This window comes from Paenibacillus sp. MMO-177 (assembly GCF_037147795.1).
In the GTDB taxonomy this organism is placed as follows: domain Bacteria; phylum Bacillota; class Bacilli; order Paenibacillales; family Paenibacillaceae; genus Pristimantibacillus.
Genome location: NZ_JBBCUR010000006.1, coordinates 75,124 through 101,902, shown reverse-complemented (window position 1 = coordinate 101,902; position 26,779 = coordinate 75,124). Strand labels below are relative to the sequence as shown.

At 38.4% G+C, this 26,779-nt stretch carries 23 protein-coding genes and 1 riboswitch; of the genes, 12 read left to right on the top strand and 11 right to left on the bottom strand.

The window, feature by feature from the left end; genetic code table 11:
• The first annotated feature begins 305 nt into the window (after nucleotides 1-305).
• Nucleotides 306-1,043, top strand: a complete 738-nt coding sequence (locus WFK81_RS21165; RefSeq protein ID WP_336788364.1) for an SHOCT domain-containing protein — start codon at nucleotides 306-308, stop codon at nucleotides 1,041-1,043.
• 211 nt (nucleotides 1,044-1,254) lie between these two features.
• Here WFK81_RS21165 and WFK81_RS21160 read toward each other — a convergent pair whose 3' ends face one another.
• From WFK81_RS21160 to WFK81_RS21120, 9 genes are all read right to left on the bottom strand, one after another.
• On the bottom strand, nucleotides 1,255-1,653 hold the full coding sequence (locus WFK81_RS21160) for a hypothetical protein (protein WP_336788363.1): 399 nt from the start codon (nucleotides 1,651-1,653) through the stop codon (nucleotides 1,255-1,257).
• Nucleotides 1,653-3,443, bottom strand: coding sequence for a glucosaminidase domain-containing protein (locus WFK81_RS21155; RefSeq protein WP_336788362.1), 1,791 nt, complete (start codon nucleotides 3,441-3,443; stop codon nucleotides 1,653-1,655). The genes WFK81_RS21160 and WFK81_RS21155 overlap by 1 nt, the downstream gene beginning before the upstream one ends.
• An 11-nt stretch (nucleotides 3,444-3,454) precedes the next feature.
• A complete protein-coding gene (locus tag WFK81_RS21150; RefSeq protein WP_336788361.1) occupies nucleotides 3,455-6,136 on the bottom strand; it encodes a CD3337/EF1877 family mobilome membrane protein in 2,682 nt (893 codons plus the stop codon).
• Complete coding sequence (locus tag WFK81_RS21145) at nucleotides 6,114-8,753, bottom strand: ATP-binding protein (protein WP_336788360.1); 2,640 nt, start codon at nucleotides 8,751-8,753, stop codon at nucleotides 6,114-6,116. Before WFK81_RS21145 ends, WFK81_RS21150 begins: the two co-directional genes overlap by 23 nt.
• Nucleotides 8,754-8,786: 33 nt before the next feature.
• On the bottom strand, nucleotides 8,787-9,191 hold the full coding sequence (locus WFK81_RS21140) for a TcpE family conjugal transfer membrane protein (protein WP_336775150.1): 405 nt from the start codon (nucleotides 9,189-9,191) through the stop codon (nucleotides 8,787-8,789).
• A 2-nt stretch (nucleotides 9,192-9,193) separates the two neighbouring features.
• Nucleotides 9,194-9,496 (bottom strand): hypothetical protein, encoded by a 303-nt coding sequence (locus WFK81_RS21135; protein WP_336788359.1) that lies wholly within the window; start codon nucleotides 9,494-9,496, stop codon nucleotides 9,194-9,196.
• A 27-nt stretch (nucleotides 9,497-9,523) separates the two neighbouring features.
• Nucleotides 9,524-10,648, bottom strand: coding sequence for a conjugal transfer protein (locus WFK81_RS21130; protein ID WP_336788358.1), 1,125 nt, complete (start codon nucleotides 10,646-10,648; stop codon nucleotides 9,524-9,526).
• 8 nt (nucleotides 10,649-10,656) lie between these two features.
• Entirely contained in the window at nucleotides 10,657-11,040 is a 384-nt protein-coding gene (locus WFK81_RS21125) for a hypothetical protein (RefSeq protein ID WP_336788357.1), read from the bottom strand.
• Nucleotides 11,041-11,151: 111 nt separating this feature from the next.
• Nucleotides 11,152-12,156, bottom strand: a complete 1,005-nt coding sequence (locus WFK81_RS21120; protein ID WP_336788356.1) for a replication-relaxation family protein — start codon at nucleotides 12,154-12,156, stop codon at nucleotides 11,152-11,154.
• Between the two features lie 978 nt (nucleotides 12,157-13,134).
• On the opposite strand from WFK81_RS21120, the gene WFK81_RS21115 reads away from it, so the two are divergent.
• The 4 genes from WFK81_RS21115 (at nucleotide 13,135) to WFK81_RS21100 (ending at nucleotide 19,628) form a co-directional block, all read left to right on the top strand.
• Entirely contained in the window at nucleotides 13,135-13,452 is a 318-nt protein-coding gene (locus WFK81_RS21115) for a hypothetical protein (protein ID WP_336788355.1), read from the top strand.
• A 4-nt stretch (nucleotides 13,453-13,456) separates the two neighbouring features.
• Nucleotides 13,457-14,788 (top strand): hypothetical protein, encoded by a 1,332-nt coding sequence (locus WFK81_RS21110; RefSeq protein ID WP_336775156.1) that lies wholly within the window; start codon nucleotides 13,457-13,459, stop codon nucleotides 14,786-14,788.
• Nucleotides 14,789-16,344: 1,556 nt separating this feature from the next.
• A complete protein-coding gene (locus WFK81_RS21105) occupies nucleotides 16,345-17,079 on the top strand; it encodes a hypothetical protein (RefSeq protein ID WP_336788354.1) in 735 nt (244 codons plus the stop codon).
• Between the two features lie 152 nt (nucleotides 17,080-17,231).
• Nucleotides 17,232-19,628, top strand: a complete 2,397-nt coding sequence (locus WFK81_RS21100) for a type IV secretory system conjugative DNA transfer family protein (protein ID WP_336788353.1) — start codon at nucleotides 17,232-17,234, stop codon at nucleotides 19,626-19,628.
• Nucleotides 19,629-19,644: 16 nt separating this feature from the next.
• Here WFK81_RS21100 and WFK81_RS21095 read toward each other — a convergent pair whose 3' ends face one another.
• Together WFK81_RS21095 and WFK81_RS21090 are read right to left on the bottom strand one after the other, a co-directional pair.
• Nucleotides 19,645-19,962 (bottom strand): hypothetical protein, encoded by a 318-nt coding sequence (locus WFK81_RS21095; protein ID WP_336775159.1) that lies wholly within the window; start codon nucleotides 19,960-19,962, stop codon nucleotides 19,645-19,647.
• Nucleotides 19,963-20,079: 117 nt separating this feature from the next.
• A complete protein-coding gene (locus tag WFK81_RS21090; protein ID WP_336788352.1) occupies nucleotides 20,080-20,694 on the bottom strand; it encodes a helix-turn-helix domain-containing protein in 615 nt (204 codons plus the stop codon).
• Between the two features lie 32 nt (nucleotides 20,695-20,726).
• A riboswitch (cyclic di-GMP riboswitch) is annotated at nucleotides 20,727-20,816 on the bottom strand.
• Nucleotides 20,817-21,120: 304 nt separating this feature from the next.
• Here WFK81_RS21090 and WFK81_RS21085 point away from each other — a divergent pair.
• The 7 genes from WFK81_RS21085 to WFK81_RS21055 all read left to right on the top strand — a co-directional run bounded on the left by WFK81_RS21085 (nucleotide 21,121) and on the right by WFK81_RS21055 (nucleotide 26,779).
• A complete protein-coding gene (locus WFK81_RS21085; protein ID WP_336788351.1) occupies nucleotides 21,121-21,354 on the top strand; it encodes a hypothetical protein in 234 nt (77 codons plus the stop codon).
• Between the two features lie 152 nt (nucleotides 21,355-21,506).
• Nucleotides 21,507-22,133 (top strand): hypothetical protein, encoded by a 627-nt coding sequence (locus tag WFK81_RS21080; RefSeq protein ID WP_336788350.1) that lies wholly within the window; start codon nucleotides 21,507-21,509, stop codon nucleotides 22,131-22,133.
• 85 nt (nucleotides 22,134-22,218) lie between these two features.
• Complete coding sequence (locus WFK81_RS21075; RefSeq protein ID WP_336788349.1) at nucleotides 22,219-22,701, top strand: hypothetical protein; 483 nt, start codon at nucleotides 22,219-22,221, stop codon at nucleotides 22,699-22,701.
• Complete coding sequence (locus WFK81_RS21070) at nucleotides 22,698-23,546, top strand: S1 RNA-binding domain-containing protein (protein WP_336788348.1); 849 nt, start codon at nucleotides 22,698-22,700, stop codon at nucleotides 23,544-23,546. The genes WFK81_RS21075 and WFK81_RS21070 overlap by 4 nt, the downstream gene beginning before the upstream one ends.
• 21 nt (nucleotides 23,547-23,567) lie before the next feature.
• The gene (locus tag WFK81_RS21065; RefSeq protein WP_336788347.1) at nucleotides 23,568-24,479 is read left to right on the top strand and encodes a replication-relaxation family protein; all 912 of its coding nucleotides are present in this window, start codon (nucleotides 23,568-23,570) and stop codon (nucleotides 24,477-24,479) included.
• 208 nt (nucleotides 24,480-24,687) lie between these two features.
• Nucleotides 24,688-25,044 carry a hypothetical protein gene (locus WFK81_RS21060; protein ID WP_336788346.1) on the top strand — a complete coding sequence of 119 codons (357 nt, stop codon included), beginning with the start codon at nucleotides 24,688-24,690 and terminating at the stop codon, nucleotides 25,042-25,044.
• Between the two features lie 61 nt (nucleotides 25,045-25,105).
• Nucleotides 25,106-26,779, top strand: a complete 1,674-nt coding sequence (locus WFK81_RS21055; protein ID WP_336788345.1) for a hypothetical protein — start codon at nucleotides 25,106-25,108, stop codon at nucleotides 26,777-26,779.

Here is a 26,779-nt window from a genome sequence, read left to right as displayed (position 1 = left end):
AAAAGGATATGTATTCCTCAAAGCGGAAGCGGGACGATTAATAATGTTTGTTGCAATCCACCCACGTCATAGGGATCTTGGGCTAGATGATGATTTGAATGTGTTGGTAGTCGTTTTTGTTTGCTATCGATGATAACAACTGCAGTCAATAAGGCTGCTGAAGGGGGAGCCTTAACAATTCGTGTCAGTTATGTCTGCAAATATCTATCACAGGCCCTTTGGATTATGATAGAATAGGCCATAATAACTACTATATCCTGTTTTTTACATAAACCAGCTAGAATAAATTAACGGAGGGGTTAAGCGTGGCGGTTTTAGGTATATTGATATTAATAGGTGCTGTTTTTTATGGTGGTCTCCATATTTGGGCAAAATCTTATTTTCGCAAAGACGAAGAGAAAAAAAGTATCTTTGAAAATCGAGTTAATCAAATAATGCAAGAAAACGGGGCGAAAGTTTCAAGAATATATACTGGAATATCGCGTGACTATGGAATCGCCTATGATGATCAAACCGATCTAATCTGCATTGTAAATGGAAATAAAACCGTAATGTTCGGGTATAAGGATATTGTTGAAAGTGAGATTATGGAAGATGGAATTCAAATCAATAGAACATCACGAAGCAGTCAAGTTGGTGGGGCATTAATTGGAGGCGTTTTAGCAGGCGGGGTTGGTGCAATTGTGGGGGGATTATCTGGTTCTAGCAAAACTAGCAATAAAGTAGAGAGAATTGAATTGAAGGTTGTAATAAGCAATAAATCAGAGCCAGTACAATACTTTTTATTCTATGTTGGTTCAGGTTTGTCGAAGGATGATAATCGTTATAGAGAGTTAATTAAAGAGGCAAATCATTGGCATAGCTTGATAAGCGTATTAATTAAACGGGCAGACGAGGAAAGTATTCAGCAAGTAAGTATTATTGATCAACCATCTGCAGTTAGATCCATAGCAGATGAATTAGCTAAGCTTGCGCAGTTACAAAAAGATGGACTTATTACGCAGGACGAGTTTTTGGTACAAAAGGCAAAGCTGTTAGCTTAAAACAAACAAAACCAGGATCAATTTATAAGGGTAGTCGATCATATATCGGCTGCCTTTTTATATTCTCAAAGGCTTTCATTTGGTTGTGCATCAGATGAAATGCTGCATAGAGCTGGTACTTCAATCGATTTCTTCTTAAGCTTGATTCAAAGAAGTAGAAAGAACCACAAAAAGAAAAGCCGCCTTCTGGTGTGAAGACAGCTTAAACCCTTTAATTGAAGTATGTATGCAGCGATGGATAGAGGGGGACTTCCCGCTCCTTATCCTGCATGAGCAAGACGCCAAGGTCAATCATAGCATCCTGCTCGCCATAAAGAGTGCGGGTGTTCATAGTACGAAGCAACAGTTGATGGATCGGTTCGCTAAACTCCTCTTCCGTTCGGTTTATTTGGAAGAAGACATCTTCTATCCGATAGATGATCAAACGGCTCACTTCTGCTTGATACTCAGATGCCATCTTCTCTGGTTGCCAAAGCGTTTTAAAGAGGGTTACATCATCCATGGAAAGTCCAGCCATCTCAAACCAAGTGCGGACACCAGTGAATGAAATATCCATGTTAAGCATTAGATACGATTCGATAAACAAGCTATCCATCATTTGTGCATTCATTAATATTGCCCCTTTATATAGTCTACTTTTATTACATTTAGATCATCACTGCCAGATGAAGACAGCGTCACTGCTATAGCATCCGGAACGTCCTTTACATACATACTAGGTGGCTGAACTTCTCCTGTAGTTAAGTTTACCACATTGTTGTAATCTACCAAATTAAATACCGGTTGGCCAGAATAAGGGTCTATTAGTGTGCTAGGTGTGCGCACCACGTGCCCATTAACGGTTTTATTATGATAGATTTTGGCGTAGTCCCCATAGACCTGCTGAATTCCAAATGTAATAACGAACTGATCAGACATATTAGGAGCTGCCGAAGCTTCGGGAGAAGGCGTACTAGTAATAGGAGGTGTCGTTGCTACTGGTGGAGCGACATTATATGGAACGTCCTGCCAAGGCTTACCGGTACTAGGATTTATCCCTCTATCTCGATCTAAACTGACTAAATTCTGACTTCTCATAATAGATTTGAGTTTATTGGCATACTGAAGATCGGTGGCATAGGTCGCGCGCTGTAGCTCATTGGCAAATGCATAAGGGTTGCTTTTGCTGAGCGCTGTTCTATACCTCGGATTTTCTAATAAAAAGCTCGAATGATCGGCAATAGATGCGGCAAAGCTGCTATAAGCACGAAACTTTGCTCTGATCGTATAAACACCGTCTGAGTCCTGTTCGTTAGTGTTTACAGAGCATGTAGGACCTGTCCATTTGCTGTTGGCTTTAATCCCGAATAGGTTATTACAGATATCAGACCTCCCATAGGCGGACTCTAGGGCCATTTGCGCAAGCGTGATACTCGCTTTTACCCCACTCCGATCTTCCTCGGCCATCGCATAAGGAGCATATTTGATGAAAAAGGGGTTAGTCAATGTCCCTAGTGTGTCTGGAACCTGAATAATAGGACCAACACTACCACCACCTACGCTTGTTCCCCCGCTGCTAATGATTGTCCCGCCATTAAGGTCTCGGATATAGACTGTACCTTGGCTTGTAAAAGCAGGGGCTTCGGTAGACATATAGGTATTGCTGACATAGAGCATCTGATCGGATTGATAGTCGTTACCAGTCATATTTGACCAGTCTATGTCCTCCATGGCTGTAAAGGCAGCGTCACTGGCAACATCCAAGATTTGCGACATCGTCGCGATGAACGGTGTTGGATCAACAGCATCTTCCTGGTCCGGGATAAGTTCATAGTGCAAATGAGGACCGGTTGATTTACCTGAGTTACCTGACAACCCAATTATCTGCCCCTTTTTTACGGTTTGTCCTGTGATGACATAAGCATCACGAAGATGCAGGTAGCGGTTGACGGCTTTCTCTAGATCAGGATCCGTACTCTGAATTGAAACGTAAATACCGGCATCTTTTGTGGAAGCGGGATCAGTCGACTTCGGATAACTGACTTTGGTAACTACACCGTCTGTGGAGCTTGCAACAGGCGTACCAAGTGGTAGACCAAGGTCTATCCCATCATGGAAGCTTTGAGCACCGGTAACGGGGTCAATGCGTTCACCAAAGTTACTTGTAATCGTGTCTCCTAGGTTACTGATATATATCTGTGGCGGCAGATACTTATCAGAGACGAGAGATTGCGCGGCGACCGATTGAGAACTGCTTATCGCCGCGGCAATGAGATAGAATAATAGAAAAGCAGCGATTATTATGGCGTATACGTACCAAAAGGCAGCGAAGTGACTGATTAGGGCCGAACGTATTTTGGTTTTAATCGCATGTTTTAGATATTTCTTTAAATACTCACCAGCTTGCTCGAAGGAGGGCATGTTACTCCCTCCTAATCGTCAACATTGACACGTTTAATTTTTTTTGATCGAGCCTCATTTGCATTTTTCTTAACTTTGTTGGCAAGGGCATTCATTGTTGCATCTACTTCAGAGACTCTAGAACCATGTGCGTTACTCATGACCTTTAACTGTTTGTTCATGGTGTGCAGGTGTGTTGTTAGATCATCGGAAACCGCTTCTTTAATCTCTTTAATTTCTACATCGCTGAGACCCGCATAATCAGAGGCCTGAACTCCTGGAACTGATTTATTCAAACCAGCTACTGAAATGTTAATGGCATCTTTTAAAGTAGTAGGTAGCGTTACTTTGGTCAAATCAACGGTGGTATTAAGCGGTGCAGATACATGAACATGTGGAGCAATTGTCCGTCTATCCATTGCATTAGGAAGACTTGGCATTTTACTTTGCACTTCGCTTGTACTGATTGGTCCGATCGCTTTAAATGGTACGTTAGTTGGTGTAATTAGTTGAGCTCCTAATGCAGGTGTCGATGCTTTCATGAATGCTTCATTTGCCCGCAATAGTGTATCCCGCTTCTGTGTGTATTCAGGCATGGATTGAAAGAACGAAGCATATCCAATACGGCCTTTACGTGAAAGCATTGTCGCGTTGATCTTTGGCGTTGTGATAAGACCAGCAGCCTTGAACCTTTGATCCATCGCATTAACAAAAGGCGTGTGCTTTATTGGATCACCTGTTGTAGTCGATTGTTGTACAGCTTGATTATGTTCCGCCCTATACCGGGTAAATAAATCATTCATAATAAAATCATCGACAGATGTTTCTAGTCTACGGTTTTTATTAAGCGTGCCCGCGCGCTGCATTTGATTAACAGCTTGTTTTGGACGATTAACCATGAAGGTTGATGCCTGGCGAATGGCATTTTCGTTGGAGTACATTGTTGCAGCAACTTGTTGATCATTCATACCTTCTTGGACGCCACGGGACAATATCGCCTGTTTTAAATCCCCTCCATCTTCTTTCACAGCTTTCAGTCGGTTCTTCTCTTCTTTCCATTCTTTATCCATGCCTCTAAATGGATTTTTAGCATTATTCTGAAGGTTTTCATTAACGCGTTGCACATATGGCGTGTATTGTACTGGTTCACCGGATGAAGTGGCTAGCTGCTCGGAAGCATCTTTCTCCCTTTGATATCGAAGCTGCATACTAGCCGTAGTCGCATCATTGACGCTATCGTTTGCTCTGCTAATAGCACTTGGATTAAAGCTGGCCGGCACCCCTTCTGCTTCTTTCCGGTTAAACATTCCACCAATTGATTCTCCAGCTTTGTTGTAGATGGAGCGGGTAACATTTCGTTGAACAGCATCCAGGACTGAATTTTTCGCTCTCTGGGGCATAGGAATAGCGCCAACTGCTTTGGAAAATACGGATCCGATTTCATTGCGGAATTTGAAGACGACAACAACCATAATAGCTTCAACTACCATTGATACAAACCAACCTGCATTCGCCTTGTTATACAAAATATCAAAGGACATATGCCCCATCACTAGTGATAAGTCTAAGAAGAAGAAGGTTGTAGCGGTGGATATTCCTAAACCTATTAGTTTAATGAATTGTCCGCGTATGACGTTTAATCCTGCTGCTCTTCCCGGAAGTAATGAAGCGAGTAACGTTATGGACATAATGCTTGCATGAATAATGAATTTCATACGGGTATATATGGTCATTACCGCCCAATAACTCATTAAACCAAGAATGATAGACCCTAGTATAGAGGCGCACAGTAATATGACAATCTGTTCAGCTGAGCGTATCATACCTACCGCTGGATACTTTGTTTTAAGGTCTAAGAGTGCCTTATTTCGATCATCAGAGTTGGGGTTTGTTTTTAAGACTTTCATAAGCGTTGCTTTATCATTCTCATACATACCCGAGTCATCGAATTGAAGCATTTCATAAGGCTTCACAATAAGCTCCAACCAGACTTGATCGGTCATGGTTGTTATTCCTTGGCTAGTTGAAGGACTCAAGCCACCAGGTTTTGCTAGTGCCGTGTAAATATCTCCTCCAATCTCTGCTGCACCATCATTAATAAACTTCATGAAGATGGCAGCTTGAGAGAAGAAACTTAGTGAAATCACTAGGACAAGCAAGAATGTAATTGCAGTCTGCAAAGTATCTAAAAACCTTATGCGAACCAATTGCCAGAGCATGTAGAGCAGTGTAAAGGAAGCAAATATACCAAAAAGACTACCCCATAGCCCAACACCAATTCGCCCATTGCTTACACCAGTAAGATTTGTAATCATTACTGCTACAGCATCAATAAAGTAGTTAAAGTAACTAAAAGTAAATGCCTCTCGAACAATAAAGCTGAAGAAGCGGGTTATCTGTACGCCGATCAAGAAGAAAGAGCTTAAGGTGGTGTCGTAGAAAGAGTTTATGTAGTCATTGGCTTTTCCACTTAAATTCCAAAACGATTTCTTCTCCTGGGCTGTCTGAAACGCATAATGTGAAGCGCCTATATTACTGAACTCTGACTTGTTCGTACAGGAAGCATCACCTTTTGGGCATTGCGGAATCATTTCATCCATTGAACCAGCTGCATAAGAGACATGAGGAGCAATGGTCGATAAGAGTACGGTTAAAAGGAATAAGACAACAAGTAGTGATCTCAGCAAACGGCTACTCATCCCAATCAGAATCATCGTCCTCCCCTGCAGCAGCTGCCTCTGTATGGAACCGGCCGAAGCGGGTAAGTGTATCGTAGTCGTTTTCTTCCCCCTCTTCCGCTTGGTCTGTAGCAGCTTCTGGCGGTCGAGTATCAAAGCAATCGAAGAGGTGCTGGAATACGACATCGACGGTTAGAACGCCCACTCGTCCGTAAATATCTTGCATTAAACATTGGCCGTTTTCCAAATTTTTCACCATATCCATATTATCCTGAGTATGCTCAAGACCGAAATACGATAAGGTGTCCTTGATTTTGTTTGTATCAGAGTCCCGGAAGGCAAACTTCATACCAATGTTGCCGGCTAAGTCACCTGAATAATCGGATGCATTCTGGGAGGCGACAGCCAGACCGCCATTTAAAGATCGTCCGGTACGAATAACTCGGTCTGCCATTTCTTTGCCAATTTGCTGGCGAAGAAAAGCCCAGGCTTCGTCCATTTCAGCAAGAGTGAAGATTGCACGATCATAATAGACGAATTTGTCCATAAAACGTCCGATTGAATACATTGTTGCAATAGACATTTTCTCTGCGAGGGAATAGTTCTCAGGCGATTTCTCCATAGCAGGCATTTTTAGATTCTGAACTTGTAAGATGTTAACGGCATAATCCATATTAATTGTCTTCTGCTCACCGTTACCAAAGAGTAATTTTGCAAAGGATAATTTTTGGAAGCTGGATAGTACTTCAGCAACGACAGCTGCAGGAGGCCGTGTTTTCCCCATTTCAGTCAGCACATCAATACATTTCGTCAGGTAAGGACGTGGTTCAGCGGCTACTTGTACGACCGACTGAGAAATATAGGAATATTCAATTGAATTGGTTTTAACCGAAGCTAGGTATGACAAGATATCCATACTTGCTTCTTTGGCATCCTCAATATTCTCGAGCATAAGGAATGGATCCAGTTTTCCTACATCTTCCTCTGAAGCCGATAAAGTAGCGACTTGTATCTGCCCATCAAGTTCAGGCAGTGCATCCGGCCAATGTGATCTCTCCGCTTTTGGATCAAAGATAAGTGTCTTACCGCCGGTAATAGCATTTTGATAACCTAATAAGTTTAAAAGTACAGATTTACCACCGCCTAGAGTACCGTGCAAACTTATGGATGGTGAACGGTTAATTTGGCTGGCATGGCGAAGATCGACATAAACAGGACGCTGTAACGAACCGGTGGTCCCGATATAATACCCTACTCCATCTCCAAGCTCTTGCGTTGCTCCAACCATACTAGCTGCTAATGTTTCCGGGGGAATACGTTGTATGTAATCGGAGACATATCGTGGTGAACCTGGAATAAAGTCATTAAATAAAAGCCATTGGTCACCAGCCGGCAATTCAACATGAATATTACCAAAATCCCGATAATGGTCCTGAATAATTTTTATATTGCTCTTAAGCAGGTTAAGATCGGTATGATAGAGACCAAAAGTGACATGAGTGATAAAGGTCGGATTCTTTCGCTTCTTGTACTCGTCTTCCAAGCTAAGTGCGCGTTCTTGTTTTTCCTGAAGATCTAGGGGCACGGTAGCTCCTGCTTCATGAATGTTTTTAACCTGATTATCAATGTCCATCTTCTTCTTACTAAGTTTTTTAAGAGCATCACGTGCTTCCATGACTTCGACTTTTACACTCATTTGCACCGGGAATGGCAATGTTGCTGCGCTATAAAGCCATTCACTCCCAGGCATTTCAAGCCCGTTTTCTGGTAGTTCTGAAAGAGCTAAATATGCTTGATAGACCTGCTTTTCTTCTCCATCATGTGGCTGTGTGAGCTTTATTCTACGGGGACTTGAAGCATCTATCTCGCATTCAGTTAGCGTTAGAATTTGACGCGAGTCATAAAGCATTGTACTCAGACCCCCCCGCTCACCTTTCGTCTTTTTCGGCTTCCATCCCATTTCATCTGATTCGGACCGGAGGATAGGATCACTGATGCCCCACCAAAAATTACGTTTGATCAACCATTCGATGGTACGATGATTAGCACGTTTAACTTTCACTTTGCGAGAAATGCGATCAAATATTTGATGTTCCTTAACTTGATAAGATTGGAATTCATGTTCAAAGATTTCTGGTTCGTTTAGCCCAGCGATGTTTTCAATGAAACGTTTAGGGTGCTGAATGAGTTTTTTCAGTTCAGTAGCTATGGTTTCTACATGATCTACCAAATCCTTAGCTTCGTTTTTAGGGAGCTTAACGATAAGGTAGGCTCTGTAATCAGAGTTATTTGAACCATTAACGGTATTATAAGTTTCAACAAGATAACCATTCATAATATCAATGACTTTCTTACCCCATTTTTTTAAAGGGCCGTGAAGGCGATCCTTAAGGCGATCGTGGTGCGCTTCGATATCATGGGTACGTGGTAACCATAATATGTGAAAGTCATCTGTCATTAACGTTAACAAAGAGGTTTGGGAAATCAAACGATCAATTTGTTGTTGGTCGCTCAGATGGTCATAAATAAAAGGCTCAAGTTCATAGATCGCAGAGACACTCTTATCTCGATTAAAAATCAAATTATCTTCATAATAGGCAATAGGGAATTCTATGTTAATTTTGTTAATTCGTTTTTTGGCTGCAATTGCCAAGCACAACAACTCCTTTTAGAAAAGAGAGCGTGACTATTCACGCTCTCTTCTTGTTCTGTAGACCACTTTACTATCGTAGGCATAACGTTTTGTATATTGGAACTTTCGATAACGGTATAGATGTTTATTCCTCATCCAGAAGTAAATCATGCCGAGAAGCCACTTATGAGGTGCTTTACCATCCAACTTTTGCTTTGCAATTAACCATGTTGCCCCGAAAGGAAGGAACAGCATCGTATATGCTCCAGGTAGGAAGAACAGAATCGTCTTTCCAAGGATATAGAATATAAGTTCACAAACGATAAAAATGCCTATAACCCTGAGATTCGCCGGAATCGGCAGCTTCTTGCCTTCTAAAGCATAAATAACCCAATCTAAATTCCAAATTTTTGTGTAGTTCGAGACTGTTACCCGGGGTGTCTCCTGTTTGTCGCTCATGGTTAGCTAATAAATGCGTCGTATACTTTTCCACCAATAGTCGTAACTTTCGACCAATTTGTGAAAATAGCAACAACGATAGTAATACCTACGAAACTAATCATTTTCATCCAATCTCGAACAATCATGAAGTAAATAGCTATAATGAGAAGAACGCCCGGAATTAGTGCAGTGATATTAGCAGTCAATGAACTGCCAAATCTTTCGCCTACTCCTCCTCCAGCAGCAAATACTGGTACTGCAAATGACAATAAAGTGATAGAAAGCAAGAAAATCTTTAATACTTGTTTGTGATTCATCTTCATTGGGATGTACCCCTTTCTATTTTTAAATTATTCTAGTGACTCCATCGGATCTGTACTAGCGTTTGATTCATCTGGCGTAGGAGTTGGTTCGTCATCTGTTGCTTTAACTGGAGTCGCTGTTTGATCAATCCCATTAGATACAACAAACAACTTCTCATCCTGCTCTACAACGGTTAGTGACCATGAGTTATTAAATGGCTCCCCAAAAGCACTCTTCACTAAAACATCAGCTACTATGCGATAAGTTTTATCTGTACCATTATTCTCTGGCACAGCGTAGACCGAAACTTTGTCTAGACTCGTGTAAGTAAACTCTGATTTGTTAAGTGATGTAGGTACGTTACTGGTGCTAGCATAGAAGTATTTGATCTGACTACTATTCCCCTCGTACCAAGAGCGGAGATAACTATCTGCAAGTTCGGTTGCTTTTTTAACTAGGTCTTCATTGACAATAGATGTTGGCTCGGAAGCGGGATCAATAGTTTCTCCTTTAACCTGTTCGGATACAAAACGAGGATAGGATTTAATTACCGGCCCTTCAGCAGCTAACGTGACAGGAACAACCATATAGGTTTTACTCGATGTTGCTTCTGGCTGTTCAGCTTTCCCCTGAGCAGATAATAATTTATCCGGCAGAGGTGTAACTGTCCGTAATATAGCCACAGTTACTTCAAAATTTGTTTTATCAATGGATTTAGAATTGTAAACTTCTGCTGATGTGACTTTGCTAGATGTGGTGGCATCAAAGGTCTTCATACCCATATCGGAATTGATACCGTTAATGAAACTCTTTAATCGCGTTTCACGGTTTTGAGTATAGTTGGCATCCCATGTAAAGTACTCCGTAGCAAAGTCCAATGCGAACCCTTTCACAGCATCGGAAACTACTATCTCGGTATTCCCATACACATTTGTTTGATTGATTACTCGTGTCCCTTGTGCAAAAGAGATCGCACCTTTAAGAAGGATTAAGCAAACAATCGTCCAAAAGACACCACGGATAATCTTTTTGCCTGCACTTGAACGTGGAGCTCTAGGCTTAATCGACTTATCCGACTTTTTCTTTTTTCCTAGTTCTTTCTTTGGTTCGTTTAAATGCTGTTGATCTTCAATCACTTGTGTTTGCTTTTTCTTTTTGTTAAGTAAACCCAATCTTGCACTCACCTCCTTTTTGAGCTTCCTTGACTTTGGTGGCTTTTATTGTTGACCATAATGCCAATAAGAAAGACTGCCACACCTAGAAGGATAATTGCATATCTGGAAGGAAAAGCTTCAAACCATTTCCAAGCGTCAACTACAGAGTTCCAAATTCCGGGAGCTTCGTCGGCAGCCGCATCTGCTACATCATTCACAATAGCAATAACCTTTTGATGGGAATCGTCCAACTCTTTATCATCTTGGACAATGGTAGGTACAGTCTCCTCTTGCTGGATCGGTTCGGGTATTGGTTTCTGCACTCCGGGATTACGAATAAGTAAGAGCCCACCTATGAGAAAAATTAACACCCCTAATGTCGCAAAGATGATCTTTTTGTTTTTGTTCAAACATTCACCTCCTCCAAATCATTCATGTATGTATACATACTAATATATATACATATTAATTAATATACATATATTCTTCAATACAGGATTGTTAAAAATATCTAGGGATAGCTACGGCGTTTCATAGGAGCTGTCTTCAACTGTGACTAACTTCATAATGATGTCACCGATAGTCCTTCCAACAAACACCTTTTGTTCACCTTTAAATACGTCATCAGCAGCTTTTTGAATATTCTCTAACCGTGTGTTTTTTACAGCCTCCGGAAGAATGAATGCAATGATTCCACTACGCTGAATCGGATTAGTAGTCAATTTCATAACACTACGATAACGTTCGAGTTTCATCTTGATCGAAACCTGGTTGGAATAAAATGGCGAACGTTGCACCGGCTCTGTGGATCGATCAAGTTCCACGTATAGCAGCTGCTCCCCTATCCGTAGAACAGAATCAGGTCGAATCTCCATAGTTTGATTATCCGAATAGACAGTTAACGATGGATGCCAGTCCCAATCTTGAAATTGTACGAACTCAGGGAATTTGACCATCCAGTTATACCTTAAATCCAGATATACCTTACCAAGTTCCCATATGTGATCCTTTTTTGCTCGCTCCATATCTAGTTCCACTTTGGATAATTTTGACTCCTCGATTGCTCCTATCTTCGTTTCAACAACTCGCAATCCTCGAGCGGTAAGATAATACCATGACTCACCACGAACACTCTTTCGAAGATGAACAGGCTTATCCATTTCATCGGGTATCATTTTTGTACTTTCAGTAAGTCCTGCTATTTGCAATTCACGCAATGTGCGCCTTCCCTTAATGACGGCCCGGTTTCTATTTTTTATAACTAACTGTTCTCTTCCCTCTTCATCAGCAGATTCATATTCCCTGTAATACAACTCTGGACTGTCTAAGAAGAAGGTGTCAATAATGACATTCTGAGGCATTACACGACATAGATAGAGATCGATTAACAATCTCCAATCTCTGCTACTCAGTCGTGAAATGGCATCACCTAACGATAACTCATTTGTAACTTGTTTTTTTTGTTTGATTTCTTTTCCCCCAACCTTAGCATTCGAACTTCGCTTAGGTTTTTTTGAGTTTGTCACGGGTATCTCTCCTTTCTTAGCCCATGAGTGGGTGGGGTTGAAAATAATAAATCGATTTTTCGGTGTTAGTCGCGATTAGGCGGACCGGACAATATTAAGCCTGTACTGCTCTCTTCGCTTTTTTGAGGAAAATTTTCGTTCAATGAATCACACAATGTTTGATTAGATAAAGATTACGATAAACACACGATTAAATGCACAGATGTTTAAATAACAAAAAGAGTTTTGAATTGCACAATAAACAACACATAAAAAGCACGATGTTCAGACTATGAAGTTAAAAAAATATACCCTCCTCGACTGTATAATTTGTAACCTCAACATCGACAGCATATTGTAATTATGCTGATGTTGAAACAAGCTCCATAGTAATACAACATTATCCATTTCGGCAATAGATCATTTATTCATGTCCGTGGTTAAGAGGAAGGTGGACAATCTATTAATAGCTCCCTCAAATAATCTACTAACAGCATTTTAGTAAATGTAAATGTCCTATTAAAAAGGTGTCATATTGCTCTAAATAGCCTATTTGTAGCTATGAGTTAACAGGAGATAGATTACTACTAGAGGTTTTTAAACAAATCTATCGATATATAACTGATAGAAGAAGCTGATATTATTCTATAATGGTCGGTTGAATCTATATCGGAACCCCAATCCTCCTCTATTTCCAGGTAAGTAAAGCTGTGTTATAAAGGAACTGGATCCGAATCGGAGGCAAAGTATTGTGACAGCTTGACATACACCCATAATCTACTAGATAATTAATATAATGATTCGTAACTCTGCATAACGACACACTATATACTGAGGCAAATATGTGCTGAGAACTCAATGAATAAAGGAGTTTTGGTAGTTTTCAAGAAATAGTGTAACGTTAAGTTGCATAATAGTTTTTGTTAAGTTAATAAATCGTGCAACGTAAGGTTACAACAAGTTGTCGATGCATATTTTCTAGAAAGGAGCGACTCACTTTTGAATGATGAAGATCGCGAGTATGGAGAGTACCCGAGTGAGATTCTTGGTATAATTTCACAGAGGATACCTAAGGAGTTTTTCAATGTGTTTACTCATATCTGGAATAACAAGGATGAAGGTATTTCGTGGAAGGAATTAGTTGAAGCCATTGGAGATCGAATCACAGTTGATAAAGCCGTTCTCTTCTATGAAATTTCTGGGTTTGTAAATTGTAAAAGTTCTTCAATGGATCGAAGAAAGAAAATATACAAAGCAGACTTAATTCGTGGATTACAGTTAGCTGAACTAATAAGAGATTCTAAAATTAGGAGATGATTTAATGGAAATGAATTTGGGCTTTATTACACTTGAAGGATTTACAAGAAGAACAGATGGGAATGCAAAGAAATTGAAGTTTTGTTTTATTGCATGCGGGCAATATGGTGGACGACAAGGGGATGAATTATCCCGTCTTCAACACAATGTTTTTGCCATCAATACATCTGATTCTGACTTATCAGATCTAAAAGTTATTCAAGATAAAATCAAACTCGACGGTTATAATGGAGCGGTCAAAGATATTGAACGTGGCCAAGCTGCCATAAAGGATAATCGCGATAAAATCCTTTCTCTCCTTCAACGTCAAGAAGTCGTGAATGCTGATTTTGTCTTTGTTATTGCCGGCATGGGTGGAGGAACTGGAAATGCAGCAGCTCCAATTATTCTAAGTAACCTTTCGCGTGTAAGAGAACCGTTTAATGGAAAACCTTCGTTCGGAGCAATACTTTCTGTACCAGGAACGTGGGAAAAGCGCGGTATAAAGAAGAATGCAAGATGGGGTCTAGCTAATATTGATAGCTTAATTAAGGACGAAGAATGCGGCTCTGTAATGATTATCGACAATGAAAAGTTATTTAAAATGACTGAAGGCATTTTTAGTGAGACAGATACTAAACTGGAATGGTCAGATCATGGTAACAGTACTCTGGCATCACTTTTAACAGAAACAATCTTCTTAACTTCCCTTCCATCGGGTAAAACATTTGATGAAGATGAGTACTTAGATGTTTTATGTACTCCTGGATATCTCTCTGTCGGTAAGTGCTACATACAACCAGATGATCTCTTAGCTGTTAACACATATACTGCTTTAATTCAGAAAAGCTTCAGAGAATCACCAACTGCTAATGACTATGATTACGAATTGGATGCTATAAATGGATTTGTTGCCGTGATCCACCCTAAGAATGGTAATCACTCCATTTCCGACTCTCAATTCAGAACATTAGAAGAACGATTTGGTAAATTTATTGCTAATGCGGAGAAGCCCCATACTGGATTAATCGAGAATACGTCGTGGGGAACAATAACAAGTCGTAGTAAGGTTAAAGAGAGTGATGCACCAAAGGCTATTTTATATACCGGTGCAGTATGCTCATCTCTTCCAGGAAGAATCGTTGAAATGCTAAGAGAGATTGATCTTGAAGAGGAAGAACTAGAGCAAAAACGTAGTGAACGTGGTAAAAGAGATAATCTAGACCTCTCCTCCTTCACTTCTATTGAACGTAGAGAAACAGCAGCAACAAAAGAACGCACTAGAAATACAGATTTTGACTTGTTCTCCACCACTCCTACTCAAAAGAAAAATGACAGAAGCGATTTTAAACTGTAATTAATAAGAACCCCTTTCGGTTTATTCCGAATGGGGTTCTTATTTTTATAGTGTATCGTTACGTCACCTTATTTATACTATCGCGCTTCATGAAAAAAGGCTTATTAACCAAGGGTTTATAGATACTTTCGATAAAATAATGCATCGTTACGTATCTTTAAGTTTCACTAAATCAATTGGGCAGCCACTTAAATATACTTCATAATTCATTTCAATTTTATGCACTCCCCCCACTCTACCATTCCAATCTCAAGATGTTGATAGGTTACTAGCAGTTGAGAGATTCTTAAGAGTCAATTAGATAAGCTATTGGTATCTATTTTCTATTTTCGGCTCCCTGCTTCCCCCACAATTTTGCAGGTTAAAACTAGTTTGTCCCATGTGTCCTGATAAGGATCGAATGTTTAATTCTTAAATAGTGTATCGTTACGTCACATTATTATTACAATCCAGCCACATTTAGAAAAGCTTATATATCAAGGGTTTATGGGTGTTTCAAATAAAATAGTGCAACGTTACGCATCTTAAAGATACACTAAATGAAGGTAGTCAAAGTAACACTTTTGCAAAGGTTCCTCTTTTATATGCAGCACTCTTCAACCTGGATATTGTCCTTCGAGGCCCCTATACATAGATCGACTCATCGTGCATAACTTCCTTGTTGCGGTTCAAATGTCTTGACGAACTCGCATCGATTTGTTGTCAGTAAAAATCTCCAAATCAGGTTTGAACCTAACCGTCGTACCGGTTTATTGGACTCTCCTACAATCTTGACGTCATATTGTGGCACGCCGCGGCGGTATTCTTGTTGGTAGATATGTCCGTGAAGCCTGCCTCCACTCTACCTCTGGCCATTCTCAAAATGTTGATAGGTTACTAGCAGTTGAGAGATTCTTTAGAGCTATTTGATAAGCTATTAGCAACCTATTTCGATCCCCTTCCCTCCTTACAAGTTCGGGTTAATTATTAGTTAGCTCCTGATGAACCTGGTCAATCCTCATAATTACAACATAGGATCGACTTTACGTTACGAATTAGTAAAGTATTGATAGCTCAAGTCCTATTGGGAGCCTATGACAAACGGATTGAAGGAGACTCTTGATAAGTAATAACCTACTAATAGGACTCACTAAACAACTGTAAAGGTAAATCAATCTTCTAGGAGGCTCTCGAGAGATAGATTATTAACAAATAGGAGATTATTAAGAATGTTAAAGCAATTAGCAATAGATAGACTTCTAAAATGTGATAGCTAGTTAGTAAATGAAAAGCAATTAGCAATAGATAGAATGCTGATATGTAGGAGGCTATTAATAGATAGGCTATTGAAATGTGATAATTTATCGATAAGAACTTGATAACCTATTGATAGATAGCTTGTTGGTTAACGATAGGTTATTATTAGATGGTTACTGAGAGCCTACGATTTACCGAGAGGTGACATAGAAGTCGTCTATTGTGATATAATAGGAGTATCTTAATAGCATACTAATAGCTGGGATCCTATTGAAAATAAGTGAAGTAAATATAATTCTAATAAAAGAGGAAGTGATGGCATGTCAGAAATGGATTTCCAAAAATGGGATGGTTTTTTAACGATAGGTTCCGTGAGGGAAAAATTGATGGATGAGGGAATCACAATCCCAACACCGACAATAAGAAATTGGGTGAATGAACTTCAAGAGTTGAAGGTGCATACGATTCCACGTAATGCACGTCAGGAACGTGTGTTTTCCAAAAATGATATAGAGATCATTAAGTTTATATATCAGGCGAAAAAACGATTTGGCAATCCCAACATGGACGGAATTGCTGCAATGATTCAAGAGAAATTTGCAGGGAGTCTTAATTACGATCCCTCTGAAGAAAGTGGGGAAGAGGGAGTATCTTTTGCCTTAATGGAACAAAGATTAAAGGAATCAATAAGAACAGAAGTAGAACAACTATATGCACTTAGAGAAGAGGTAAAAAAAGAACTTGCTGATCTGACCAATTTTAAAAGAAACATGGAAGGGAATTATGAAAAACAAGTTCAACTTCTAATGCCAAACCCGGAAGAAGAGAAAAAAGCTAGGGCAGTAGAAACACGTACGGCTATATTAAATGAACGAAGTGCAGAACGAAGGGTTAGACAGAGGTTGCAGCAGCAAGCAGAAGATCTTTGGAAACAGAATCCTCAGAAAAAAGGAATAATTTTTAAAAGCGAGGATATGGCTGCTAAAATAATGTTTGTCCAGGCATATATAGATAAACGCTTGGAGGACGAAATGAAGAAAGAATACGAATCATAATTTGCTAAATAAGTAACAGCTTCTTAATTTGGAAGCTGTTATTTTTATTTAGGGACAATGGTCAAACAACCTGGAGAGGTAGACTTTAAAGCATATATGTATATATACTAATTAATATATATACAAATGTCAGTTGAGGAGATGATAATTAATTGAAGTATGTAGGTATGATCTTAGGCGGAATACTATCTGGATTAGGGCATATGATCGCCTTTGTATTTAAAAATATTTATATTGCTGTCAGAAGATTTACAATGGATCCGGCAAATAAAAATGTTCTTTGGAACTTACAAGCCTTTTCTTTACTCTGTACATGTATCCTTTTATTCTTGTGGTTGGTGGGGAGGTACCAAGATGTCATCTATGGAGTAGAGGATCCAATTTTCTTTAGAGCGATTCCATTACTTCTTCCGTGTTTTTTAGGTCATATGATTTATTCTAGCCCGGCAATGTTCAAGAATACATATTCAAAACCAATAATTCAAACATTTCTAAATGCTTTAAGCACCTTGGCGTTAGGCCAAATCCTCATGCGCTATATTCCAATCCTTATTGGACTTAACTTAGCATTCCTCATGCTTATCGCTGTTGTCGCATTAACGTTATATACAACTTTACATTTAAGAATGGGTAAGACTATTTTTCATCAGCTCTCCAGGGTTGTTGAAGAGGCAGAATTGCAAGAAAAGGGGGGAGGTCAAAGAGCTGGGGAATTTGACTCTGAAGAATTATCTAATGCATCCAAAAAGCTTGATATTGATACTAAAGGATCCTTATCCCACTTGCGATATTACTCGGAAAAATGCGAGATTGAACTTTTTTATACAGTACCAACTAAAGAAAAACAAAGCGAATTAAAAGTTCTTAATCGAACAGATCGTGCGCAGCACGGTCAATTCATCGGAGGTACTGGTGCCGGCAAAACCCTTTTTGCTACGAACGTAATAACTCAGGATTTATTAAATGATTATATAGGGTCTACAATTATTGAACCAAAAGGTTCATTAATTAATCGTTTATCCAACTTTATGGACAGAACTGGAAGACCATATCGGAGATTAGATCCAGAGTATGAATTTACTGATTGCTTAAATCCACTTTATGTTCCTGATAATGAAGATATAGAGCCAATGATTGAAGCAAATGTTTCTGCATTTCATGGATACTTAGGACCAGATGCTGTACATTTTTTCAAGAGTAGAGCAACAAATCTACTTCGTGAAGGAATTAAGGCTTTGAAACTCGCATTTCAAAATAACTGCACTTATAATGATTTGAATCGATTAATACAACCGATTAACGATGAGTATCGTGTTGAAGTTCTATCTGTTTTAAGAGAACAAGGTCATGAAAGTCAGGTGTCTTTGTTAATGGAATACACAAGAAACATTGCAGGAACACAAAAACAACAGGAACATACAATGCAGACATATTCAAATATTTATGATTATTTGACAGAACTTACATCCAACAAACATATCCAAAAAATCTTTTGCGGTCCTTCGACCTTTAATATTGATGATGTATTGCGTAATGGTGAAGTCGTTCTTGTTAATGGTGCCTATGGTACACTACAGACACTTACTTATACAGTAGGACGATTGTATATAAACTTAATGAGAGCAAGTACTTTCCGCCGTAATTTGAAAGAAAAAGTACGACCACATCAATTAACTGTTGATGAAATTGAAATGTTCGCGGATGAGGAATTCTCTACTTTCCTTGAGATGGCTCGAGAATTTGAAGTATTCGTAAACGTTATTCATCAAGGCAATGTGCAGCTAGATGAAGTGAGTGAAAGACTTGGAACCATGGTAAAACAAAATGCTGTACAGAAATTCATTTTAGCCGGCTTAGATGTTGATGATGCTCAATATTATGCCGATATGATCGGAGAAGATTATCAGATAGGACAGAGCACGGGCACCGATGAAATGTCTACAACAGGATTTAAAACTCAAATTAAAGAAGAGAAACGTTATAGAGTCCTTCCAAAAGAGATACTTAGTCTAAAAGGATATAATCCTGAGACAGGAGATTATGGGGAATGCTTATTCAGGGGAGTACATAATAACGTACGTCAAGACCCAGTAATTGGTATGATATTGCCGTTACCACGTAGACTTTTTGCTCCTTTAAAAGATGAAAAAGTTTTGGAAACAGAAACTACTTACGATGAAGAATTAGAAACACCGATTATTAAAGAAAAAGAAAATAAAACAGAAAATAAAAACGAACTACTCTCAAAAATTAAACAAAAAGCAATTGAGGAAAGACTAAATAATAATAACCAAAACGAAAAACTAATAGTAAAAAAAGAAGAAAGTATAGAAAAAAATGATTCTGGAAATGATCAACTTGAACCTATACTTCGTAGTTCTATATGGGATCAGCCGGCAGATTTAGAACATAAGGATCCAATAGAAGATGAGAATCAAGTTTTTTTAAGGCCGGCTTCAGTTGATTCAACTGTACTTCAATTGGCAAATAGAATTAGAAATGAAGCACAGGAAACACGAGAAAAGAAAAGGACTGGTGAGGCGGAATAAGACCGCCCCCAGTCCTTTATTCTTCTTCTTTTAAGCTCATAAATATCTCTCGGAAATCCTCATAGGCTTGTTCTCCTAAAGGAGTAATGCCATATAACTTTTGTCTTCCTGACTGTGTGTATTTCACTAATCCAAGAGCTTCAAGCCAAAGAATTGCATAATTTAGTTCACCACGTCGTACTCTACTATTGATAGATAGATCTTCTTTATTCCAATCTCTTGTAGAAAGTGTTTGCATTATAAGTTTAGGTGCATTTGGCAACTTTTCAATCATTGATTTTAAGTAAGGTTTTAATTGTGCACTATTGAGATCAAAATCATTCGGAGACTTCATTTTAGCAATCTCGCCTTTCCTTTATTCTTATATATATACTATCATATTAGTTTGTATATTTACATATACGGATATTTACAATTAAAGAGAAATGTCAGTTTTTCTCTTTAGATAAAACTAAACTTCAGCGTAGTCGTTCGAATGAATGAATACCAAATTATTAGATGTTAATTTCTCATTTGAAGAATCCTTGAGTAAGTAGTAATGACTCTCAGGTATTTTTAATGATTTATTATTACCAAATTGTATTTTCATGGTTGTATCGTCAAAATCTTTTATAGAATTTTTATTAATAAAGAGACCGCTTTTCATACGTGAAAATTCATAAGTTAACAACAGTTCTTCAAGTTGTAAGTAATCAAATAAGCTTCTTGTTTCTTGAACTACAGAATCAGTAAAGTGATAATTTATGATGCTTTGACAATCAACTTGGACATAAAGACAATTCATAAGATCAACATTTACAGCAACATGCTGTATGTTTTCAATTCTAGTCAAGGGTAAATGTCCGGCTCTTACCATTAATTCATTGAATGGCACTCCATAAGCTGCTGAGAACTTTTGTAATGTTTTTGGTCCTGGGATAATAATGGATCCTTTGTTTCGATTAGAACCAAGTTCAACATCACGAATATATCCATGACTTAATCCACTGATATTGCCTGCTTTTCTTAAACTATAATTACGTGCCAGTCGAAGTTCCTTTAAATACTGACCAAATTCAGAATTCATAAATAAAAGCTCCTCATGGGGAAATGCAGCGTTTGGATAACCCGGCTATCTTAACACACTTAATTGCTTTAGACCCGTGGTTTTGCGTCCTGAACTTTCGTAACAGTTTGCCTTTTCTGCAAACATCCGCTTGAGTACATACTTAGTTATGTATACATATAATATCATGTTTGGTATTTCAATAGGTAATATTTCCTTATTATTAAAGATTTATTGAAAAGTTAAACCCATGATTTGTAGTTGGATGCTTTGATTGGAGAATTTTAAAGAAAATCGTTGACCTTACCAGATATTTCATAGTAATATTTTACTGTACTATTAATAGTACATTAGAACTCTGATATGCGTTACCATACTACTGAGGTAGGATTATTATCATACTTCCGACATAGATTGGGCGTCAACTACGAAAGGGGAAGAAGAAAATTGAAAGCAGCACAACGTTCAAAAGCAATCCTTCACTTATTAATCGAGGGGGATAGTGTCGAGAACAACTATTCCGCCTACATTCCCGAGTTACGCCTTGGCGCGATTGGAGATACTTTGGAGGAAGTTAAAGAAAATGCACTAGCGTTAGCTCAAATGGAAACTGAACGCCTCCGTAAAAATTTGGAGGCAAATAATTACCTTAAAATCGAGGAAATTGAAATCGAACTATAGATCAAAGGGAGAAAAAGGAAACTTTTTCTCCCTTTTTTATTTCCCATAAATAAACTCTTGTTATTTTTGGGATTATTTTAAAGACCACTCGAAATTTTGAAAAAGTTACTATCGGCTTTATAATAATAATAAGATAGAAAGGAGGAGTAATTATGTACCTGTTCTTTGATCCAGCTGTACTGCCAGTAACCACAACGGATATTGATGGTAATGTTCTTTATATACGTACAAATGGTTTGGTTCACTACGGTTATCCTGATCTTATTGTAAGTGGGGAGTGTGGTGAATCTGGGGAACAGCTACTCCTTGATATTTTAGAACGCATTTTCAAACTGGACTTTAATATCAACAGTCAGTGGAATTACAACGGAAGACTATTTAAGCTGCTATTAGATGAAGACGGTCTCGCTCATATTGAATTTATACATACAAAAGAAGCTAAACTGATTACTATCTTAAATCCGATAACAGGAGAACCTGCTAAACACTTTTCAAAGGGATTGTCTGATCTTTTTGGACATCCAGAAGCAGAAGTCTTAGGGGATGTTGTAAATGGACGTGAGATTTTGGCCTATGTCATTGATCAAGTTCGAGAAGGCTTGATATACGATCAAGACACTATGATCACCTATGAAGGACATGAGTACTATATTCGAAATAGTATGGATCGTCTTGGTTCACCACTCATTGAAATTCAATGTAACCAAAAAGACATGTCGTTAAGTGTACCTGTCGAAAAGACGCATAGAAAGAAAAGCTATTTAAAACGTGTAAAATAGCCCTTCTTTTTTGCTCAACACTATGATATATATATACATATATATTAGTTAATATATATATAAGAATCCAAGGAAGGAGTTAGCAATGGGAAATGATTCAGACATTATCAAAGAATTAGATTTCATCCTTACCCATCCAAAGTGTAGTGTTGAAAAAATTGAGACATTTTATAATCAGAGCTTATACGTCTACAATTCCGTTCCAATACTCGAGATAATCTTACATATGCAAAAGACACAACCGGTGTTGTTATTAGAGTGGTCAAAAAGGAATAATACAGTACGTTCTTTACTAGATATTCTTGATTTGAACGGAGATAGTATTTCTTCAAATCGTATAACTATAGAAATTGATTTAAAAAAAGTCACGGCAGCTGAGAGTGGAATATATAGACTGTCTTGGGAAACTGATAAATCGGAGACAGTTATAAATTATCACTTCAAAAGAAAATGGATTGAAGTTATGGACGTTACAGAAGGTGCGGTAGAATTGATCGGCTTGCGTTTGATTGATGGAACAGAAACCTGCTATAACCTGTATGTAAAAAAAGGGAGGAAAACCAAATGAATGAAGCTTTAGTATCTAATCCAATACAAGAATATAAGTTATCTTTACGTCGTAAATCAATACATCAAGGTACAGTTATTGGTGTAGAAAACCATGCTCCCTTTGGCCAAAAAATGCAAGTTGCCGTTATTGCTTTAAATAATGGATTAAGGGGACTTATTTTTGAATCCCAATTTGATAAGCAAAAATACAGATCACTCGTTGGTTTTATCGATCACAAAATCGATTTCATGGTTCTTGATGTAAGCAAACTAGGTACATACGCGGAAGATGTTAAAGTATTTGACGAAGAAAAAGGCATTGTACTTTTATCAAGAGTTCAAGCACTTGAAGAGCTGCAAGAAGAGTTTTGGGAGACTGCTGATGTTGATCACATTGTTACTGGAAGCGTATCTGGTTTTGAGGATCAGCGTATTTACGTGCGCATTAAAGGCGTTATCTGTGTTCTTCCAATTCAAGATTACGAATACGATTGGACAGTGTCGGGACGTGGTCTCATTCCACTTGGTACAGAATTAACCGTGAAAATTACACATATCGATCGTGCTAGAAAGCATGTTCGAGTTTCTCGGAAGGAATTGTTAGAGGATCCTTGGAATCGTGTCCCGGATCATTATGGAGTAGCGAATTTTTATCCTGGTACCATTACGAGAGTTGTAGATAACATAGGTGTATTTGTGAAACTCGCTCCTGGCGTTGATGCACTAGCTTGGTTCCCTGCGGAGAATAAGATCCCAAAGGATAATATATTAGTAGGAAAAACATGTTCCGTCCGTATTAAAAACGTAAGCGTTCAAAAAAGACGTATTAGTTGTAAAATTGTGGACTTCCCGCATGAACTATAAGATAGGAGTAGATGATCAAGTATGGACAATCTCATATCTCCACTGATTAAAGCTCAACATACAGTCGTTGAGGAAAAGTCACTTATGGATGATCCATACGCTTATGTGACTCAGCTCGATAAATTGACACGTCATGAATTTGGTTATATCGCACAAAAAATAGAGCATGGTTGGATAACACAAAGAGACATCGAAATTGTAAAATTTGTTTTTGTACACCGCTGGATGACTTTATCTCAAATTGAAAAGTTGTTTTTCCAAGATAGTAATCGCAAAGAAACTACCAGGAAAAGAGTTCAACGATTACTCAAATACGGTTTGCTTCGTAAGATACAATGGTCAAGTTATTCAAGGCCCGAGCAAAACAAACCGAGCTTCTATGAATTAGGAGCTAGTGGTGCAGATATTCTCAAATACCAATTTGGAATGCAACTTGGTCATCGAGACCCGAGAAATCCCAAACCGGCTAGTATGCTTTACCGTATGAAATACATTGCAACTAATGAATTGTATTGTCAATTGAAAACCAATTTTGACATGGTTCATTTTGAATTTCATCCCACTCTGACTTCTAAGGATAAACAAGAACAACAAGTACCAATGGCTAAATACTCGCTTAAAACTCCAAATGGAAGAAATCAGTTATTCTATCTAATTTGTCATCGTGAGGATGAAAAATGGATAAAAACGATCCGATACCAAGCTAGTTTCTTTAAAAGTTTAATAACTACACAGGAAACAGGAGCCGTATTAGTATGTTTGGTTTCGTCCGATGAGAAGGCGCTACTGGCAAGTAAAATAATGGAGCAAGAAGGAGCCTCTCAGTTTACATGGTACGTGATGGATACTGATTTATACAACGATTCCAAGCCATTGCGACAATCATTCTTTACTTATAAGGACGGTAAAAAATTTTACTATGATCTACAATAAGACGCCTCGTACATAAAGAGCGGAGGAATATGCGTTTGTGATAATGTACACAATGAGAATTCAGTTATTAACTGATAGTTCACAGTTCCAACAATTAGTCGACGTCATGCTACGGTTTAATGAGATCTGTAATTTCATAAGCCAGATAGGAATTGAGACGAAAACTCAGCGGAATAAAATGAAACTATCGAAGGAATGTTATGCAAAAGTGAGAGAAAGTTATAATCCACCTGCTCAAATGATCGTGCGAGCAGTGGGGAAAGTTGTGGAGGCCTATAAATCAGGTTCAAAATCTTTTCTGTCATTTGGAGAACATACTTCGGTAGTTTACGATACACGTCTTTTAACTTTCAAATGGATGCAGATGGTTTCCATTGCAACCTTTGAAGGGAGAATAGATATCCCCATTCAGATTACAGGGTATCGAAAAGGAGCATATGACCGGCGTGTTATAGGACTAGCCGATCTCATATTAGAAAATGAGGTGTTTTATTTGCTCTTACCTGTAGAACTGCCTGAAAGCGCAAATATCAACTCTATCGAGTTCACGGAAATTGCAATATAGATATATGTATATTAATTAATATGTATATATATATCCATTTTATAAGATTCGGGGTGAAATGATGAAAAGGCTGCTCTTAATATGTGACGATAAGGATTTCGTTGAGTGGATTGATGCAGAAATATCCACTGAAACAGGACGTTTTATTCGCACCTTAGATTCATTGGATTTCTTCATACCACAATGGAGAGCTGCAGGTGGAGCTGATTATATTATCATGCCTGAGACAGTTGTTCATTCGGATCAAGACTTATTGAAGGCGTATAAGGCAGCGAAAGAGGAGTATCCTGAGACAACTTTATTGCTTATCTATTATCGAGAGTCGGATGAACTCATCAAGAAACTTGAGGAAGAGGGAAATATTTGTCTCAGTTATAACGATCTAGATACAGGTGTATTAGACGAACTTATACGTACCAAAAAGAACTTGTCAATACGTCCGGCGTTTGATGAAGTTCATATACAAAATTCACAAGTTGAGCAGCCAATTAAAGCTGCTGAAATACAGGGGAGAGTTGATCAATCAGTAGTAATAGCGGCAGAGGATAATTTGGAGGTTACCGATAGTCCTAAAAAGGATGAGTCTACATCATCAGGCACTGTATCAGAAACAGATAAACTAATCCCAATCGAATGGTGTAATTCTGAAGAAGACATTAGTAAAGGGGAACATCAAAAGGCATTAACAATAGACAGCGAGTCTAACAAACAAAGTATTCCAATTGATACTCCAAACTATGAGGATTCTGTACCAAAAAATAAGGAAATAAAAGAACAACAGATATTAAAGAAGAGTAGAACTACTGCATCTGAACAGCAGGAAAAACTAGCACGAATTAAAGAACGAATCATTATTGAAAAGAAAATTGTCAAAGTACATGTACCGATTCATTTTAATTCTAAACTGGTATCTGTTGTAAGCCTTTATCCTCGTGCAGGAGCAACTTTTGTAACAGCTAACTTTGCTAGAATGCTTGGGGAAAATAAAATACCCGTAGCAGTTTTAGAACCAGTTTTTGGGGATCGAGGGTCAACATATTATGACCTTATGCATGGTGAGAAGAATGCACCAAAAGATTGGGTGTCATGGGCCGACCAAATAAAACGGTATGGAACGGTTAAACAGGAGAAGTCCTGGAGCAGCTCAGGAGTAACTTGGATAACTTCAAGTATAGAACCAATTGATAACTGGACCGAGGAACAGAACATGATGCTTTTACTTGCGGCCAATCGCTTCCCAATTACACTCTGCGATATTTCTTCCAGGTATGATGATCCGCATTGTAAAAAAATAATTAATATGTCAGATGAGATTTGGGTTGTAGCCGACGGAGATCCCCTTCAATTAAGTTTTCATTACCGGACAATCGATCAACTAAAGCAAATATATGAGGGCAAGACTATACGTGTAATCGGAAATCGATGGAATAAGCACATTAATAATTCTGAGTGGAAGGAAGCAGTTCTACTACCAGTCCTATCATTTGTTCCTGAACTTGGAACGGTTGTGATAAAGCATTTGTGGAATGGGAAGATGGCATGGGACGATGCCAAACTGAAAAACAACCTAGCTAGTTCTTTTAAAACAATGGCCAGGTTAATTATAGCGAAAGAAATGTATCAGATCATTAGAAAACAGTATGGCATCGGCGCCAAACTTAAAGCGATTTTTAAACAGATAAAGTCACTAGAAGATGAAAAGCAACTAGAGACCACAAGTAGGAGTGAAAGGTGA

Excerpts from the sequence above, each read along its gene's own strand:
- WFK81_RS21110 (WP_336775156.1), top strand. The coding sequence starts at position 13,457 with ATGGAAATGAATTTGGGCTTTATTACACTTGAAGGATTTACAAGAAGA.
- WFK81_RS21155 (WP_336788362.1), bottom strand. The coding sequence starts at position 3,443 with ATGCCCTCCTTCGAGCAAGCTGGTGAGTATTTAAAGAAATATCTAAAA.
- WFK81_RS21105 (WP_336788354.1), top strand. The coding sequence starts at position 16,345 with ATGTCAGAAATGGATTTCCAAAAATGGGATGGTTTTTTAACGATAGGT.
- WFK81_RS21140 (WP_336775150.1), bottom strand. The coding sequence starts at position 9,191 with ATGAGCGACAAACAGGAGACACCCCGGGTAACAGTCTCGAACTACACA.
- WFK81_RS21090 (WP_336788352.1), bottom strand. The coding sequence starts at position 20,694 with ATGAATTCTGAATTTGGTCAGTATTTAAAGGAACTTCGACTGGCACGT.
- WFK81_RS21095 (WP_336775159.1), bottom strand. The coding sequence starts at position 19,962 with ATGAAGTCTCCGAATGATTTTGATCTCAATAGTGCACAATTAAAACCT.
- WFK81_RS21150 (WP_336788361.1), bottom strand. The coding sequence starts at position 6,136 with ATGATTCTGATTGGGATGAGTAGCCGTTTGCTGAGATCACTACTTGTT.
- WFK81_RS21075 (WP_336788349.1), top strand. The coding sequence starts at position 22,219 with ATGGGAAATGATTCAGACATTATCAAAGAATTAGATTTCATCCTTACC.
- WFK81_RS21160 (WP_336788363.1), bottom strand. The coding sequence starts at position 1,653 with ATGAATGCACAAATGATGGATAGCTTGTTTATCGAATCGTATCTAATG.
- WFK81_RS21070 (WP_336788348.1), top strand. The coding sequence starts at position 22,698 with ATGAATGAAGCTTTAGTATCTAATCCAATACAAGAATATAAGTTATCT.
- WFK81_RS21055 (WP_336788345.1), top strand. The coding sequence starts at position 25,106 with ATGAAAAGGCTGCTCTTAATATGTGACGATAAGGATTTCGTTGAGTGG.
- WFK81_RS21065 (WP_336788347.1), top strand. The coding sequence starts at position 23,568 with ATGGACAATCTCATATCTCCACTGATTAAAGCTCAACATACAGTCGTT.
- WFK81_RS21080 (WP_336788350.1), top strand. The coding sequence starts at position 21,507 with ATGTACCTGTTCTTTGATCCAGCTGTACTGCCAGTAACCACAACGGAT.
- WFK81_RS21135 (WP_336788359.1), bottom strand. The coding sequence starts at position 9,496 with ATGAAGATGAATCACAAACAAGTATTAAAGATTTTCTTGCTTTCTATC.